Origin of the sequence: Cognatiluteimonas profundi (assembly GCF_009792795.1) — a bacterium.
Lineage (GTDB): Bacteria > Pseudomonadota > Gammaproteobacteria > Xanthomonadales > Xanthomonadaceae > Cognatiluteimonas > Cognatiluteimonas profundi.
This window is the reverse complement of the sequence record NZ_VKHQ01000006.1, coordinates 1-16,879: the sequence shown is the minus strand read 5'-3', so window position 1 is coordinate 16,879 and position 16,879 is coordinate 1. Positions and strand designations below refer to the sequence as shown.

Here is a 16,879-nt window from a genome sequence, read left to right as displayed (position 1 = left end):
GCGCCGCGTCGATCTGGTCGTATGCCTTGAACTCACCACCAAAACGCTCCGCTCCGATCTTCGTCAGCGCCGCCGTCAGCGTCGTCTTGCCGTGATCCACGTGACCGATCGTGCCCACGTTCACGTGGGGCTTGGTGCGCTCGAATTTACCCTTTGCCATGGCTTCGTATCCTTAAATTAAGCTTCAGTTCTTCTTGATGACGGCTTCGGCGATGTTGGCCGGCGCCTCTGCGTAATGATCGAATTCCATCGTGAACGTGGCGCGGCCCTGCGACATGGAGCGAAGGCTCGTCGCGTAGCCGAACATTTCGCCCAGCGGCACCATGGCTGCGATCACCTTGCCGCCCGGACTGTCGTCCTGGCCCTGCAGGATGCCGCGACGACGGCTGACGTCGCCCATCACGTCGCCGAGGTAATCCTCCGGCGTCACGATCTCGACCTTCATCATCGGCTCGAGCAACACCGGGCTGGCCCGGTTGAAGCCTTCCTTGAAGCCCATCGAACCGGCGATCTTGAATGCCATTTCCGAGGAGTCGACTTCGTGGTACGAACCGTCGACCAGCTTCACCTTGACGTCCACGATCGGATAGCCGGCCATCAGGCCATTGGCGACCGCTTCCTGGATGCCCTTGTCGACCGCCGGGATGTATTCCTTCGGCACGGTGCCGCCAACAATCGCGTTCTCGAACGTGTAGCCCTTGCCACGTTCCTGCGGCTCGATTTCCAGCCAGACATGGCCGAACTGGCCCTTGCCGCCGGACTGGCGCACGAACTTGCCTTCGGCCTTGACCGACTTGCGGATGGTCTCGCGGTAGGCGACCTGTGGCTTGCCGACGTTGGCTTCGACGTTGAACTCGCGCCGCATGCGGTCAACGAGGATTTCCAGATGCAACTCGCCCATGCCCGAGATGATCGTCTGGCCGGATTCCTCGTCGGTCCGGACACGGAACGACGGATCTTCCTGCGCGAGGCGACCCAGCGCGACACCCATCTTTTCCTGGTCGGACTTGGTCTTCGGCTCGACCGCCATCGAGATGACGGGCTCCGGGAAGATCATGCGCTCCAGGGTGATGATGTGCTCCTGCGAGCACAGCGTGTCGCCGGTCGTGACGTCCTTCAGGCCGACGGCGGCGGCGATGTCGCCGGCGCAGACTTCCTTGATCTCGTCGCGGTTGTTGGCGTGCATCTGCAGGATGCGGCCGACGCGCTCCTTCTTCGACTTGACCGGGTTGTAGACCGCGTCGCCGGATTTCAACGTTCCCGAATACACGCGGAAGAACGTCAGCGAACCCACGAATGGATCCGTCATGATCTTGAACGCGAGCGCGGCGAACGGCTCGGTGTCGAGCGCGGTGCGGCTGGCTTCTTTCTCGTCGTCGTCGATGCCCTTGACCGGCGGACGATCCATCGGCGAAGGCAGCAACTGGATGACCGCATCCAGCATGGCCTGCACGCCCTTGTTCTTGAACGCCGTTCCGCAGAGCACCGGGATGACTTCGACCTTCAGCGTGCGCTCGCGCATGCCGGCCAGGATGTCGGCCTCCGACAGGTCGCCCTCGTTGAGGTACTTGTCCATCAGCTCTTCGGACGCCTCGGCGGCGGCCTCGACCATGAAGCTGCGCGCCTCGGCGCAAACGTCGGCGAGGTCAGCCGGGATGTCGCGGTATTCGAACTTGGTGCCCTGGAGCGCGGTTTCCCAGTGGATCGCCTTCATCTTGACCAGGTCGACCACGCCTTCGAAGCCTTCCTCCGCGCCAATCGGCACCTGCATCGGCACCGGGTATGCACCCAGGCGCGATTTCAGCTGCTCGACGACCTTGAAGAAGTCGGCGCCGGTGCGGTCCATCTTGTTGACGAACGCAAGGCGCGGCACCGAGTACTTGTTGGCCTGGCGCCAGACGGTCTCGGACTGCGGCTGCACGCCACCGACGGCGCACAGCACGAACACCGCGCCGTCGAGCACGCGCAGGGAACGCTCGACTTCGATCGTGAAATCGACGTGCCCGGGGGTATCGATGATGTTGAAGCGGTGCTGCGGCATCGACATGTCCATGCCCGACCAGAACGCGGTCGTGGCGGCGGACGTGATCGTGATGCCGCGCTCCTGCTCCTGCTCCATCCAGTCCATCGTCGCGGCACCTTCGTGCACTTCGCCGATCTTGTGGTTGACGCCGGTGTAGAACAGGATGCGTTCTGTCGTGGTCGTCTTGCCGGCATCGATGTGGGCCATGATGCCGAAGTTGCGGTAACGCTCGATGGGAGTGGTGCGAGCCACGGTTTTCTCTCGTCTGTGTTCTTGCGACGGACTGACGTCCGGATGGCCGAACGCCGCGTAATGGCGGCTTTCGGTTACGTGCGGCGAAGGGGCTGCCGAGGCAGGCTTCGACGCGGGCGGCGCGCTGCGCGCCGCGAAGGCTCCGTTGCCGGAGCCTGGTTCAACAGGATCCGATCACCAACGGTAGTGCGCGAATGCCTTGTTGGCTTCCGCCATGCGGTGGGTTTCTTCGCGCTTCTTGATCGCGCCACCACGGTTCTCGGAAGCATCCAGCAACTCACCCGCCAGCTTCCGCGGCATGGTGTTCTCGCCGCGCTTGCGCGCCGAATCGATCAGCCAGCGCATGGCCAGCGCCATGCGGCGCGACTGGCGAACCTCGACAGGCACCTGGTAGGTGGCACCACCGACGCGACGCGACTTGACCTCGACGGACGGCGAGATGTTGCCAAGCGCCTTCTCGACGACGTCCAGGGCATTCGGGCTCTTCTCGCCGATCACGTCCATCGCGCCGTACACGATCTTCTCGGCGACGGACTTCTTGCCGCTGTACATCACCATGTTGATGAAGCGGGCGATGGTCTCGCTGCCGTGCTTGGGATCCGGCAGGACGGTGCGCTGTGGAGTGGAACCTTTACGCGACATGTTGCGTACCTATTGGATGCTTGTTTAAAAGCGTGCTTGTCTGGGAACGCCTGCCGGAAGCGGGCGATGGGGTGACGGCGGGCACCGGTTGCGCCCGCGGGTTCAGGCCTTTTTCGGACGCTTGGCGCCGTACTTCGAGCGCGACTGGCGACGCTTGGCGACGCCGGCGGCATCGAGCGCGCCGCGCACGGTGTGGTAGCGCACACCCGGCAGGTCCTTGACGCGACCGCCACGGATCAGCACGACCGAGTGCTCCTGCAGGTTGTGGCCTTCGCCACCGATGTAGGAGATGACCTCGTAGCCATTGGTCAGGCGCACCTTGGCCACCTTGCGCAGGGCCGAGTTCGGCTTCTTCGGGGTGGTGGTGTAAACGCGCGTGCACACGCCGCGACGCTGCGGGCAGTTCGCCAACGCGGGCGAGGTGCTCTTGTAGGTCTCGGGATTGCGCGGCTTGCGCACCAACTGGTTGATCGTCGCCATGTTGCTTGGGGCTCTTTGAGGTGGAAAAGGCGGATGCCTGTTCGTGATCGTGAGGTTGCGAAACGAAGTCAGGCCGTTGGATCCGGCCTGCTTAGCAGAAAAGTATAGCCCGCGCCGGACGCGAGCGTCAACGCGAAGTGACCCGGAAACCCAGGGCGACCGCCCTGTTTCCGTTGCTCCCGCCCTGCCCTGGGCCGAAAACGAGGCGCATCCTGCGCCTCCTTTCGTGGTCTGGGACGGCCCGGAGGCCGTCGATATCCATCACTGGTTCCGGGGACCGTCGGATCCCCGCGATTGCCTTAGCCCAGGGTCTCGCCCTCTTCCGAAGCCACGTCGACCGTCTCCGGCTCTGCGCTGGCGGAGCCGGTCAGCGCCTCCATCTCGGACTCGGTGAGACCGGACGCGTTGCGACGGCGGGCCGTGTGGTACGCAAGGCCGGTACCGGCCGGGATCAGGCGGCCGACGATCACGTTCTCCTTCAGGCCGCGCAGGCCGTCGCGGGTGCCGCGGACGGCAGCCTCGGTCAGCACGCGGGTGGTTTCCTGGAAGGACGCGGCCGAGATGAACGACTCGGTCGCCAGCGAGGCCTTGGTGATGCCCAGCAGGACCGGATCGAACTTCGCCGGCAACTCGTTGCGCACCGCGAGCCTGGCGTTCTCCTCGATGACGCGCTGGCGCTCGGCCTGCTCGCCATGGAGGAACTTGCTGTTGCCCTGGTCGGTGATCTCGACCTTGCGCAGCATCTGGCGAATGATCACCTCGATGTGCTTGTCGTTGATCTTGACGCCCTGCAGGCGATAGACGTCCTGGATTTCCTTGACCAGGTAGGCGGCCAGCGGCTCGACCCCGAGCAGGCGCAGGATGTCCTGCGGGCTCGGCTCGCCGTCCACCACGGTCTCGCCCTTCTCCACGTGCTCGCCTTCGAACACGATGATCTGGCGGTACTTGGGGATCAGCTCTTCGTGATCGTTGCCGTCGACGTCCTTGATGATCAGGCGCTGCTTGCCCTTGGTGTCCTTGCCGAACGAAACGATGCCCGAAACCTCGGCCAGCACGGCCGGATCCTTCGGCTTGCGCGCCTCGAACAGATCGGCCACGCGCGGCAGGCCGCCCGTGATGTCGCGGGTCTTCGACGCTTCCTGCGGGATCTTGGCGACCACGTCGCCGATGCCGACCTGCGCACCGTCCTGCAGGTTGACGATCGAGCGCGGCGGCAGCAGGTACTGCGCCGGCAGGTCGGTGCCCGGGATGTTCAGGTCCTTGCCGGCCTTGTCGATGATGCGCACGATCGGACGCAGGTCCTTGCCCATCGAGCCACGACGCTTGGGATCGGTGATCTCGCGCGACGCCAGGCCGGTCAGTTCGTCGGTCTTCTCCATCACGGTCACGCCGTCGACGAAGTCGACGAAGCGCATGAAGCCCGCGACTTCCGACACGATCGGATGGTTATGCGGATCCCACGATGCCACGGTCTGTCCGGCCTTGATGGCGGCGCCGTCCTTGACCATGATCATCGCGCCATACGGCAGCTTGTAACGCTCGCGCTCGCGACCGTGGCCGTCGAGCACCGACAGTTCGCCCGAACGCGACACCGCGACCAGGTGGCCGTTGGCGTGCGAGACGTGCTTGAGGTTGTTGAACTTCACCGAGCCGGTCGTCTTGACCGTCACGTTGTCGATCGCAGCCGCACGCGATGCCGCGCCACCGATGTGGAACGTCCGCATCGTCAGCTGGGTACCGGGCTCGCCGATCGACTGCGCGGCGACGACACCCACGGCTTCACCGTGGTTGACCGTATGTCCGCGGCCCAGGTCGCGGCCGTAGCAATGCGCGCAGACGCCGAACGACGATTCGCAGGTGATGGTGGAGCGCACCTTGATCGCCTGCACGCTGGCGTCCTCGAGCTTCTGCACCCACGCCTCGTCGAGCAGCTGGTTGCGGGTAACGAATGGATCCTCGTCGTTGCCCGGCAGGAACACATCCTCGGCCACGATGCGACCCAGCACGCGGTCGCGCAAGGGCTCGACCACGTCGCCGCCTTCCACGATCGGCGTCATGGTGAGGCCTTCGCGCGTGCCGCAATCGGTCTCGGTGATGACGACGTCCTGCGCCACGTCGACAAGGCGACGGGTCAGGTAACCGGAGTTCGCGGTCTTCAGCGCGGTATCCGCGAGACCCTTTCGGGCGCCGTGGGTCGAGATGAAGTACTGCAGGACGTTGAGGCCTTCGCGGAAGTTCGCGGTGATCGGCGTCTCGATGATCGAGCCGTCGGGCTTGGCCATCAGGCCACGCATGCCGGCCAGCTGGCGGATCTGCGCCTGCGAACCACGCGCACCGGAGTCGGCCATGATGAAGACCGAGTTCATCGACTTCTGCGCCAGCTTCTCGCCCTTGGCATTGGTGACGGTCTCGGTGCCGATCGCGTCCATCATCGCCTTGGCCACGCGCTCGTTCGTGCGCGACCAGATGTCGACGACCTTGTTGTAGCGCTCGCCCGCGGTGACCAGGCCCGACTGGTACTGCTGCTGGATTTCCAGCACTTCGGTCTCGGCCTCGTCGAGGATGCCCTTCTTCTCGTCCGGGATGATCATGTCGTCGATGCCGATCGAGACGCCGGCGCGCGTGGCGTACGCGAAGCCGGTGTACATCAGCCTGTCGGCGAACACGACCGTGTCCTTCAGCCCGAGCATGCGGTAGCAGGTATTGATCAGCCGGCTGATGTTCTTCTTGGTCAGCTCGGTGTTGACCAGCGCGAACGGCAGGCCGTCCGGCAGTATCTCGGCCAGCAGCGCGCGTCCGATCGTGGTGTCGATGATCGAGGTCTTCTTTTCGCGCGTGCCATCTTCCTGCAGCACGTTCTCGGTGATGCGGACCTTGACCTTGGCGTGCAGGCCGACGACGCGGTTGTCGTAGGCACGTTTCACTTCGGAGACGTTGGCCAGCGCCATGCCCTCGCCCGGCTCGTTCTCGAGCGCGCGGGTCATGTAATACAGGCCGAGCACGACGTCCTGCGACGGCACGATGATCGGCTCGCCATTGGCCGGCGACAGGATGTTGTTGGTCGACATCATCAGCGCGCGCGCTTCCAGCTGGGCCTCCAGGCTCAGCGGGATGTGCACGGCCATCTGGTCACCGTCGAAGTCGGCGTTGAACGCGGTGCAGACCAGCGGATGCAGCTGGATCGCCTTGCCTTCGATCAGCACCGGCTCGAACGCCTGGATGCCGAGGCGATGCAGGGTCGGTGCGCGGTTCAGCAGCACCGGATGCTCGCGGATGACTTCCTCCAGGATGTCCCACACCTCGGCCTCTTCGCGCTCGACCAGCTTCTTCGCCGCCTTGATCGTCGTGGCGAGGCCACGGCGCTGCAGCTTGGCGAAGATGAAGGGCTTGAACAGCTCGAGCGCCATCTTCTTCGGCAGGCCGCACTCGTGCAGGCGCAGGGTCGGACCGACCACGATGACCGAACGGCCGGAGTAGTCGACGCGCTTGCCGAGCAGGTTCTGGCGGAAGCGACCCTGCTTGCCCTTGATCATGTCGGCGAGCGACTTGAGTGGGCGCTTGTTGGTGCCGGTGATGGCGCGGCCGCGACGGCCGTTGTCCATCAATGCATCGACCGACTCCTGCAGCATGCGCTTCTCGTTGCGCACGATGATGTCCGGCGCATTGAGTTCGAGCAGGCGACGCAGGCGGTTGTTGCGGTTGATGACGCGGCGGTACAGGTCATTGAGGTCGGAGGTCGCGAAGCGCCCGCCATCCAGCGGCACCAGCGGACGCAGGTCCGGCGGCAGCACCGGCAGCACCGTCATCACCATCCACTCGGGGCGGTTGCCGGATTCCAGGAACGCCTCGACCAGCTTGATGCGCTTGGTGAGACGCTTGAGCTTGGTCTCGGAACCCGTCGACGCGATGTCCTCGCGCAGCTGGACCATCTGCGCCTGCAGGTCGATCGTGCGCAGCAGGTCGAACACGGCCTCGGCGCCCATCGCGGCATCGAAGTCGTCGCCGTGTTCCTGGCGCATGGTCATGAACTGCTCTTCGTTGAGCAGCTGGCCGCGCTCGAGCGGGGTCAGGCCCGGCTCGGTGACGACGTAGGCTTCGAAGTACAGGATGCGCTCGATGTCACGCAGGGTCATGTCCAGCATCAGGCCGATGCGCGAGGGCAGCGACTTGAGGAACCAGATGTGCGCGACCGGTGACGCCAGGTCGATGTGACCCATGCGCTCGCGGCGCACCTTGGCCAGCGTCACTTCCGTGCCGCACTTCTCGCAGACCACGCCACGGTGCTTCATGCGCTTGTACTTGCCGCACAGGCACTCGTAGTCCTTGATCGGTCCGAAGATCGCCGCGCAGAACAGGCCGTCGCGCTCGGGCTTGAACGTGCGGTAGTTGATGGTCTCGGGCTTCTTGACCTCGCCGTAGGACCACGAGCGGATCAGGTCCGGCGACGCCAGCGCGATCTTGATCGCGTCGAAGTCGAGCGCCGGGCGCTGCTGGTTGAAAAGGTTCAGTAGATCTTTCATTTCTTTCTCCGGGAGGAGTAATTCGTCGATGGTCGAAAATGCGGCTCACTGGTGATCGGTAGCCGGCAGCGCAAGGCGCTGGTCCGGCTACCGGCCTGCGTTACCGCTCTTCGAGCTCCATGTTGATGGCGAGCGAGCGGATTTCCTTCACGAGGACGTTGAAGGATTCCGGCATGCCCGCGACCATTTCGTGCTCGCCGTCGACGATGTTCTTGTACATCTGGTTGCGGCCCTGCACGTCGTCCGACTTGACCGTCAGCATTTCCTGCAGGGTGTACGCGGCGCCGTAGGCTTCCAGCGCCCAGACTTCCATCTCGCCGAAGCGCTGTCCGCCGAACTGCGCCTTGCCGCCCAGCGGCTGCTGGGTGACGAGCGAGTACGGACCGGTCGAGCGCGCGTGCATCTTGTCGTCGACCAGGTGGTTGAGCTTGAGCATGTGCATGTAGCCGACGGTGACGGGGCGTTCGAATGCCTCGCCGGTGCGGCCGTCGTGCAGCATGGTCTGTCCGCTCAACGGCAGGTCGGCGAGCTCGAGCATCTTCTTGATCTCGGACTCGGCCGCGCCGTCGAACACCGGTGTCGCCATCGGCACGCCGTCGGTCAGGTTGTGCGCGAGCGCGAGCAGTTCCTGGTCGCTGAACTGCTTGAGGTCGACGCGTTGTTCCTGCGTGGCGCGATCGTGGTTGTAGATCTCGTCGAGGAAGGAACGCAGCTCCGATATCGCGGCCTGCGCCTTCAGCATCCGGTCGATCTTCTGACCCAGGCCCTTTGCCGCCCAGCCCAGGTGCGTCTCCAGGATCTGGCCGATGTTCATTCGACTCGGCACGCCCAGCGGATTCAGCACGATGTCGACGGTCTGGCCATCGGCCATGTACGGCATGTCCTCGACCGGGACGATCATCGAGACCACACCCTTGTTGCCGTGGCGTCCGGCCATCTTGTCGCCCGGCTGGATGCGACGCTTCACCGCCAGGTAGACCTTGACCATCTTCAGCACGCCCGGTGCGAGGTCATCGCCCTGGGTGATCTTGCCGCGCTTGTCCTGGAAGCGACGCTCGAATTCCTTCTCGTGCGCGTCGATCTGTTTCTGCGCGCGCTCGATGGCGTCGTTGGCGTCGTCGTCCTTCATGCGCAGCTGGAACCAGTCGGACCGCTTCAGCCCGTCGAGCACCAGCGACGACACGGTGTCGCCCTTCTTCAGGCCGGGGCCGCCGTTGGCGACCTTGCCCAGCAACTGCGTGCGCAGGCGTGCGTAGATCGCACCCTCGAGGATGCGGAACTGGTCGTCGAAGTCCTTCTTGACGCGCTTGATCTCGTATTCCTCGATCTGGCGCGCGCGCTTGTCCTTCTCGATGCCGTCGCGGGTGAAGACCTGCACGTCGATGACGGTGCCGTCCATGCCCGGCGGAACCCGCAGCGAGCTGTCCTTCACGTCGGACGCCTTCTCGCCGAAGATCGCGCGGAGCAGTTTCTCTTCCGGCGTCAACTGCGACTCGCCCTTCGGGGTGACCTTGCCGACCAGGATGTCGCCGGCGCGCACTTCGGCGCCGATGTACACCACGCCCGACTCGTCGAGGCGGTTCAGGGCCTGCTCGGAGACGTTCGGGATGTCGGCGGAGATTTCCTCCGGCCCGAGCTTGGTGTCGCGGGCGACGGCGGTCAGTTCCTCGATGTGGATCGTCGTGTAGCGATCCTCCTCGACCACGCGCTCGGAGAGCAGGATCGAGTCCTCGAAGTTGTAGCCATTCCACGGCATGAACGCGACCAGCATGTTCTGCCCGAGCGCGAGCTCGCCGATGTCGGTCGAAGGACCGTCGGCCAGCACGTCGCCGCGCGCGATCACGTCGCCCACGTTCACCAGGGGGGTCTGGTTGATGCAGGTGTTCTGGTTGGAGCGCGTGTACTTGATCAGCGTGTAGATGTCGACGCCGGCATCCGTCTCGCCGACGATCTCGTTCTCGTTGACCTTGACCACGATGCGCGCCGCATCGATCTGCTCGATCGTGCCGCCGCGCCGCGCGTTCACGGTCACGCCGGAGTCGCGTGCCACCGCACGTTCGATACCGGTGCCGACCAGCGGCTTCTGCGCACGCAGCGTCGGCACGGCCTGACGCTGCATGTTGGCGCCCATCAGCGCGCGGTTGGCGTCATCGTGCTCCAGGAACGGCACCAGCGCCGCCGCGACCGACACGGTCTGCATCGGCGAGACGTCCATGAAGTGGATTTCCAGCGGCGGCTTGAGCAGCGACTCGCCCTGGTAACGGCAGGCGACGAACTGCGACGTCAGGTTGCCCTTGTCGTCCTGCGGCACGTTGGCCTGCGCGATGACGTACTCGTTCTCCTCGATCGCCGACAGGAACTCGACGTCGTCGGTGACCTTGCCCTCCACGACCTTGCGGTACGGCGTCTCGAGGAAGCCGTACTTGTTGGTGCGCGCGAAGACGGCGAGCGAGTTGATCAGGCCGATGTTCGGGCCTTCCGGCGTCTCGATGGTGCAGACGCGGCCGTAATGGGTCGGATGCACGTCGCGGACTTCGAAGCCGGCGCGCTCACGCGTCAGGCCACCCGGCCCCAGCGCGGAGACGCGACGCTTGTGCGTCACCTCCGACAGCGGGTTGTTCTGGTCCATGAACTGCGACAGCTGCGAGGAACCGAAGAACTCCTTCACCGCGGCCGCGACCGGCTTGGCGTTGATGAGCTCCTGCGGCGTCAGGCCATCGGCTTCGGCCATGGTCAGGCGCTCGCGCACGGCGCGCTCGACACGGACCAAGCCGACGCGGAAGACGTTCTCGGCCATTTCGCCGACCGAACGCACGCGGCGGTTGCCCAGGTGGTCGATGTCGTCGACCGTGCCGCGACCGTTGCGGATCTCGGTCAGCACGCGGATGACGTCGAGGATGTCGGAGGTCTGGCCGAGCTGCTCGCGCAGGCGGATGGATTCCTCGTCCTTGCGCTCGCCGTAGTACTTGGCGTCGTACAGGACCGAGGCGCCGGTGACTTCCTTGCGGCCGATGCGGCGGTTGAACTTCATCCGGCCGACGGCCGAGAGGTCGTAGCGCTCGAAGGTGAAGAACAGGTTGTGGAAGAGGTTCTGCGCGGCGTCCTTGGTCGGCGGCTCGCCCGGACGCATCATCCGGTAGATCTCGACCAGGGCCTCGAGCTGTGTCTTGGTGGAATCGATGCGCAGCGTGTTGGACAGGTACGCGCCGCGATCCAGGTCGTTGACCCACAGCGTGCCGATGGCTTCGATCCCGGCCTTGCGGAAGATCGCCAGGTGGTCTTCGTTCAACTCGTCATTCGCGGTCGCCAGCAGTTCGCCGGTGCTCGCGTCGATGACGTCGTGCGACAGGATGCGGCCGACGAGGTAATCGTCGGGCACCGCCAGCGCTTCGACGCCGGCCTGCTCGAGCTGCTTCACATGGCGCGAGGTGATGCGCTTGCCGGCCTCGACGATGACGTTGTCGCCATCGGCCAGGTCGAAGTTCAGGGTCTCGCCGCGCAGGCGTTCCGGCACGAGCACCAGCTGCACGCCTTCCTTGGGATCGATGTGGAAGGTGTTGATCTCGAAGAACTCGTTCAGCATCTCCTCGTTGGAGTAGCCAAGCGCGCGCAGCAGCACCGACACCGGCAACTTGCGGCGACGGTCGATGCGGGTGAACAGGGCGTCCTTCGGGTCGAACTCGAAATCGAGCCACGAGCCGCGATACGGAATGATGCGGGCGCTGTACAGCAGCTTGCCCGAGCTGTGGGTCTTGCCACGGTCGTGGTCGAAGAACACGCCAGGCGAACGGTGCAGCTGCGAGACGATGACGCGCTCGGTGCCGTTGACGATGAAGGTGCCGTTTTCGGTCATGAGCGGGATCTCGCCCATGTAGACCTCCTGCTCCTTCACGTACTTGATGGCCTTGTTCGACGACTCGCGGTCGTAGATCACCAGGCGCACGGTGACGCGCAGCGGTGCGCCGTAGCTGAGGCCGCGGTTGCGGCACTCGCGCTCGTCGAACACCGGGTCGCCGAGCTTGTAGCCGACGTATTCCAGCGCTGCGTAACCGTTGTAGCTGACGATCGGGAACACCGACTTCAACGCCGCATGCAGGCCGCGATCCTCGCGCTTGGCGGGTTCGATCTTTTCCTGCAGGAAGTCCCGGTAGGAATCGACCTGGATCGCGAGCAGGAACGGCACTTCCAGGATCGAGCGGCTCTTGCCGAAGTCCTTGCGGATGCGCTTCTTTTCGGTGAATGAATAGGTCGCCATGGCCTTCGAACCCATGCTGGGATTCGAGGATTTGGTCGGGGTCGTTGTGGAAGCTGTCGTCATGGGGAGCTACCGCCTCGGTGTTGTTTTTCAGGAGTCGTCGCGACGATTCCTGGTGGACCGCATTGCATCCGCGGTCCGGGGGACGATGTGGAAACAAATTGCCAGTGGGAAGTCGCTGGTATTGCCGGCACCAGCACGCCTTCTCCCGCTACTTCCGACTGTCAACTCGGTACTGTTTGTTGCCGGTTTTCTACCTCTGCATCACAACGGCCAAAGGCCGGGGGCTTTCGCCCCCAGCCTCGGTGCATCGCCATGCAGCCGGCGATGCAAGGACCGCTTACTTGACTTCGACGGTCGCGCCTGCGGCCTCGAGGTCCTTCTTCATCTTTGCGGCTTCGTCCTTGGAAACGGCTTCCTTGATCGTGCCGGTGGCTTCGACCAGGTCCTTCGCTTCCTTCAGGCCCAGGCCGGTGATGGCGCGGACGGCCTTGATGACCTCGACCTTCTTCTCGCCGGCGGCCTTCAGGATGACGTTGAACTCGGTCTGCTCTTCGACCACGGCGGCAGCGGCGGCCGGACCGGCAGCGGCGACCGGAGCGGCGGCGGAGACGCCGAACTTCTCTTCGATGGCCTTCACCAGCTCCATCACTTCCATCAGCGTCTTGGTGGCGATCGACTCGACGATTTGTTCATTGGAAAGGGACATTTGATAAACCTCTGAAATGTTTTTTGGATGTAGGACGATTCGGAAGCGACTTATGCCGTTTCGGCTTCGGGCTCGGGAGCCGCGTCGGGGGCTGCTTCGGGAGCGGTTTCGCCGCCACCCTGCTGCTCGCCGACGGCCTTCACCGCACGGGCGAACATGGTCACCGGCTCGGTCAGGACGCGGGCCAGCATGGCCAGTGCCTGATGCAATGTCGGCAACGACGCCAGCACTTCGACATGGCTGGCCGGATACAGCTGGCCACCCACTGCGACGACCTTGGCCTGCAGCTTGTCGTTACCCTTGGCGAACTCCTTGATCAGGCGCCCGGCAGCGCCGGGTTCCTCGGTTGAGAACGCATAGAGCAGCGGACCGACGAGCTTGTCCTGGACAACCTCGTACTCGGTACCCGCGACGGCACGCGATGCCAGGGTGTTCTTGACGACTCGCAGGTACACACCGGTTTCGCGGGCCTTCTTGCGCATCGCGGTCATCTGGCTGACCGTGATGCCCGCGTATTCGGCTGCGACCAGGGAGTGGGCCTTGGCGGCGACGTCAGCCAACTCAGCGACGACTTCCTGCTTTTGTGACAGATTGAGAGCCATTAGCACTCCTCCAATTGAATTCCGCTCACGGCTCCTGCCGTTCGCGGTCCTGGCGACACCGTCCGTTGGCGTCGGGGACGCTCGCGCGTCCCGGTGGTGGCCATCTCTGTTCTGGCATCCCAGAAAACTTTCCAGAGGGGCAACACCATCTACGCAGGCCGATGCTCTCGTGGGCATGCCCTTGCAGGCGTGGCTCCCTTCGAACGTCGATTAAGCGAACCCGCTTGCGATGACGACGACTCCCTGCCGTGGCGAGCTTCCGTGCCCGTCGTCATTGCGCGCTGACCGCGCCTGCGGTCTTTGACGGCTATCGCTTCGAAATGAACCTCTCGGCGACGCCCTCAAAACTTGCCGCGCTCCCTCCCCCGCTTGCGGAAGAGGAAGTTGAAACGATTACTTCAGTGCCAGCGTCGACTGGTCCACGGTGACGCCGGGACCCATGGTCGAGCTGATCGAGATCTTCTGCAGGTAATGACCCTTCGCAGTCGACGGCTTGGCCTTGATCAGGTCGAGCAGCAGTGCCTGCAGGTTGTTCTTCAGCGAGGCCGCGTCGAAGTTGGCCTTGCCGATGGTGCAGTGGATGATGCCGGCCTTGTCGGTGCGGTAACGCACCTGGCCGCCCTTGGCGTTCTTGACCGCTTCAGCCGGGTTCGGCGAAACCGTGCCGACCTTCGGGTTGGGCATCAGGCCGCGCGGGCCCAGCAGCTGGCCGAGCTTGCCGACGACGCGCATGGCATCGGGCGTGGCGATGACGACGTCGTAGTTGAGGTCGCCTGCCTGCATCTGCTCGGCCAGGTCGTCCATGCCGACGGCCTCGGCGCCAGCGGCGCGTGCCTCATCGGCCTTCGCACCCGGGGGTGCGAACACCGCCACGCGCACCGACTTGCCGGTGCCGGCGGGCAGCACGGTCGAGCCGCGCACCTGCTGGTCGGATTTCTTGGCATCCACGCCCAGGCGCACGGCGACGTCGACGGCTTCGACGAACTTCGCCTTGCTGTTGGCCTGGACGATCTTCAGCGCCTCGTCGATCGCGTAGGCCTTGCCCGGCACGACGGCGTCCTTGATTGCTTTCACTCGCTTGGTCATTGCCATGATCTCAGCCCTCCACCGTCAAACCCATGGAACGGGCCGAGCCCGCAATCGTCTTCACCGCTGCGTCCAGGTCGGCTGCGGTCAGGTCGGCTTCCTTCGCCTTGGCGATGTCCTCGAGCTGCTTGCGCGTGACCTTGCCCACCTTCTCGGTGTTCGGGCGCTTGGAGCCGGACTGGATGCCCGCCGCCTTCTTCAACAGCACCGATGCCGGCGTGCTCTTGGTGATGAAGGTGAACGTGCGGTCCGAATACGCGGTGATGATGACCGGAGTCGGCAGGCCGGGCTCCAGCTTCTGCGTCGCGGCGTTGAACGCCTTGCAGAATTCCATGATGTTGAGGCCGCGCTGGCCGAGGGCAGGACCCACCGGCGGCGACGGATTGGCTTGTCCCGCCTTGACCTGCAACTTGATGTAACCGATGACCTTCTTTGCCATTTTGCTGCTCCTGCGAGTTCAAGCGCCTGCACGTCCTTCGACTGCGTGGCTCCTCGCGTCACTGCCGGAACGAACCACTCGTTCCAGCGAATCTGTTTTCCGGTGTCAGGCTTTCTCGACCTGGCCGAATTCGAGTTCGACCGGGGTCGAGCGGCCGAAGATCAGCACCGCCACGCGCACGCGGCTCTTGTCGTAGTTCACTTCCTCGACCACGCCGTTGAAGTCGTTGAACGGGCCATCGACCACGCGCACCATCTGGCCGGGCTCGAACAACACCTTCGGACGGGGCTTCTCGACGCCGTCCTGCACGCGCTGCAGGATCGCGTCGGCTTCTTCGTCCTTGATCGGCAACGGCTTGTCGGCGGTACCGCCGATGAAGCCCATCACCTTGGGTGTTTCCTTGATCAGGTGCCAGCTCTCGCTGTCGATGCGGGGGATGCCGGCTTCGTCGTGCGTCGCGATCTGCACCAGCACGTAACCGGGGAAGAACTTGCGCTCGGAGCGGCGCTTCTGCCCGGCGCGCATCTCGATGATCTCTTCGGTCGGGACCAGCACGTCGCCAAAACGCTCTTCCATGCCGGTCCGGACGATGCGATCACGCAAGGCCTGCGCCACCGACTTCTCGAAGCCGGAATAGGCGTGCACGACATACCAGCGCTTGTGGATGTCGGGACCGCTCACATTGTCTGTCTGCATTTGCATTGAACCTGGCTCTGTATCGACGGATGCACGCATCAACGTGCCAACAACCACTTCACCGCCGACTGGATGACGATGTCGAAGAACGCCAGCATCAGGCTGAGCGCGATGACGACGGCAATCACGACCCAGGTCGTGCGCAGCGCTTCCTGTCGCGACGGCCAGACCACCTTGCGCAGCTCGAAGCGGGCCTCGGACAGGAATTCCTTGGTATGCCCGCCCTTCCCGGTGGTCAGGAAGACGAGTCCCGCGGCCACCAGTCCTGCCACGACGACCAGCACCCGCACGGGCGATGGCCATTGCCCGAACCAGTAGAAGGCAAACACGCCCGCTGCGATCAGCAGGATCGCCAGCGCGTACTTGACCATGTCGCCTGGAGCGCCGGCGGCCTTGGATTGTTGGATCTTGCTGTTCATCCGGCTCTTCGAGGTATTGCTTCGTCTGCGACCGTGAGGGTCGGGTGGCACGCCAGGTAGGAATCGAACCTACAACCTTCGGTTTTGGAGACCGACGCTCTGCCAATTGAGCTACTGGCGTATCGAACTTTTCCGATGTTCCTGAAAAGGCAACGGCGGCCTTCGCCGCCCTGCCGTTTTTTCCACTGTCCGGCAGCGCGCCGGCCGGCAGTTACTTGATGATCTTCGCCACCACGCCGGCGCCGACCGTACGGCCGCCTTCGCGGATCGCGAAGCGCAGGCCCTCGTCCATCGCCACCGGGTTGATCAGCGTCACCACCATCTTCACGTTGTCGCCCGGCATCACCATCTCCACGCCCTCGGGCAGCTCGCAGGCGCCCGTGATGTCGGTCGTGCGGAAGTAGAACTGCGGACGGTAGCCCTTGAAGAACGGCGTGTGGCGGCCGCCCTCGTCCTTGCTCAGGACATAGACCTCGGCCTCGAACTCGGTGTGCGGCTTGATGCTGCCCGGCTTGCACAACACCTGCCCGCGCTCCACGTCGTCACGCTTGGTGCCGCGCAGCAGCAGGCCGGCGTTGTCGCCCGCCTGGCCCTGGTCCAGCAGCTTGCGGAACATCTCGACGCCGGTGACCACCGTCTTCTGGGTCGGACGGATGCCCACGATCTCGATTTCGTCGCCCACCTTGATGATGCCGCGCTCGATGCGGCCGGTCACCACCGTGCCGCGGCCGGAGATCGAGAACACATCCTCGACCG

The 16,879-nt window shown here is 64.3% G+C and carries 13 protein-coding genes and 1 tRNA gene; all 14 read right to left on the bottom strand.

All coding sequences use genetic code 11. The features are described from left to right. A partial coding sequence (locus GST15_RS12040; protein WP_233263181.1) for a GTP-binding protein occupies positions 1-160 on the bottom strand: 160 nt, incomplete at its 3' end. Between the two features lie 24 nt (positions 161-184). After that, a complete protein-coding gene (gene fusA, locus GST15_RS12035; protein WP_159017563.1) occupies positions 185-2,275 on the bottom strand; it encodes an elongation factor G in 2,091 nt (696 codons plus the stop codon). Between the two features lie 174 nt (positions 2,276-2,449). Beyond that, complete coding sequence (rpsG, locus tag GST15_RS12030) at positions 2,450-2,917, bottom strand: 30S ribosomal protein S7 (RefSeq protein WP_159017562.1); 468 nt, start codon at positions 2,915-2,917, stop codon at positions 2,450-2,452. Positions 2,918-3,019: 102 nt separating this feature from the next. Beyond that, entirely contained in the window at positions 3,020-3,397 is a 378-nt protein-coding gene (gene rpsL / locus GST15_RS12025; protein WP_159017561.1) for a 30S ribosomal protein S12, read from the bottom strand. A 299-nt stretch (positions 3,398-3,696) separates the two neighbouring features. Beyond that, positions 3,697-7,917: a DNA-directed RNA polymerase subunit beta' gene (rpoC, locus tag GST15_RS12020; protein ID WP_159017560.1), complete on the bottom strand. Its 4,221-nt coding sequence runs from the start codon at positions 7,915-7,917 to the stop codon at positions 3,697-3,699. A 100-nt stretch (positions 7,918-8,017) separates the two neighbouring features. Beyond that, a complete protein-coding gene (rpoB, locus tag GST15_RS12015) occupies positions 8,018-12,172 on the bottom strand; it encodes a DNA-directed RNA polymerase subunit beta (RefSeq protein ID WP_159017564.1) in 4,155 nt (1,384 codons plus the stop codon). A gap of 340 nt (positions 12,173-12,512) precedes the next feature. Continuing rightward, positions 12,513-12,881, bottom strand: a complete 369-nt coding sequence (rplL, locus tag GST15_RS12010) for a 50S ribosomal protein L7/L12 (RefSeq protein WP_159017559.1) — start codon at positions 12,879-12,881, stop codon at positions 12,513-12,515. 50 nt (positions 12,882-12,931) lie between these two features. Next, on the bottom strand, positions 12,932-13,483 hold the full coding sequence (gene rplJ / locus GST15_RS12005; protein ID WP_159017558.1) for a 50S ribosomal protein L10: 552 nt from the start codon (positions 13,481-13,483) through the stop codon (positions 12,932-12,934). A 393-nt stretch (positions 13,484-13,876) separates the two neighbouring features. Beyond that, positions 13,877-14,575, bottom strand: coding sequence for a 50S ribosomal protein L1 (gene rplA / locus GST15_RS12000; RefSeq protein WP_159017557.1), 699 nt, complete (start codon positions 14,573-14,575; stop codon positions 13,877-13,879). A gap of 4 nt (positions 14,576-14,579) precedes the next feature. After that, complete coding sequence (gene rplK / locus GST15_RS11995; RefSeq protein WP_159017556.1) at positions 14,580-15,008, bottom strand: 50S ribosomal protein L11; 429 nt, start codon at positions 15,006-15,008, stop codon at positions 14,580-14,582. A 105-nt stretch (positions 15,009-15,113) separates the two neighbouring features. Continuing rightward, positions 15,114-15,704 (bottom strand): transcription termination/antitermination protein NusG, encoded by a 591-nt coding sequence (gene nusG / locus GST15_RS11990; RefSeq protein WP_159017555.1) that lies wholly within the window; start codon positions 15,702-15,704, stop codon positions 15,114-15,116. 38 nt (positions 15,705-15,742) lie between these two features. Further along, positions 15,743-16,123: a preprotein translocase subunit SecE gene (secE, locus tag GST15_RS11985; protein WP_159017554.1), complete on the bottom strand. Its 381-nt coding sequence runs from the start codon at positions 16,121-16,123 to the stop codon at positions 15,743-15,745. 45 nt (positions 16,124-16,168) lie between these two features. Beyond that, positions 16,169-16,244 (bottom strand) — tRNA-Trp (locus GST15_RS11980). A 90-nt stretch (positions 16,245-16,334) separates the two neighbouring features. Continuing rightward, a partial coding sequence (locus tag GST15_RS11975) for an EF-Tu C-terminal domain-related protein (protein ID WP_159017553.1) occupies positions 16,335-16,879 on the bottom strand: 545 nt, incomplete at its 5' end.

Coding starts and splice junctions, on each gene's coding strand:
- rplL (WP_159017559.1), bottom strand. CDS start 12,881: ATGTCCCTTTCCAATGAACAAATCGTCGAGTCGATCGCCACCAAGACG.
- nusG (WP_159017555.1), bottom strand. CDS start 15,704: ATGCAGACAGACAATGTGAGCGGTCCCGACATCCACAAGCGCTGGTAT.
- rpsL (WP_159017561.1), bottom strand. CDS start 3,397: ATGGCGACGATCAACCAGTTGGTGCGCAAGCCGCGCAATCCCGAGACC.
- rplJ (WP_159017558.1), bottom strand. CDS start 13,483: ATGGCTCTCAATCTGTCACAAAAGCAGGAAGTCGTCGCTGAGTTGGCT.
- rplA (WP_159017557.1), bottom strand. CDS start 14,575: ATGGCAATGACCAAGCGAGTGAAAGCAATCAAGGACGCCGTCGTGCCG.
- rpoC (WP_159017560.1), bottom strand. CDS start 7,917: ATGAAAGATCTACTGAACCTTTTCAACCAGCAGCGCCCGGCGCTCGAC.
- rplK (WP_159017556.1), bottom strand. CDS start 15,008: ATGGCAAAGAAGGTCATCGGTTACATCAAGTTGCAGGTCAAGGCGGGA.
- rpsG (WP_159017562.1), bottom strand. CDS start 2,917: ATGTCGCGTAAAGGTTCCACTCCACAGCGCACCGTCCTGCCGGATCCC.
- secE (WP_159017554.1), bottom strand. CDS start 16,123: ATGAACAGCAAGATCCAACAATCCAAGGCCGCCGGCGCTCCAGGCGAC.
- rpoB (WP_159017564.1), bottom strand. CDS start 12,172: ATGGCGACCTATTCATTCACCGAAAAGAAGCGCATCCGCAAGGACTTC.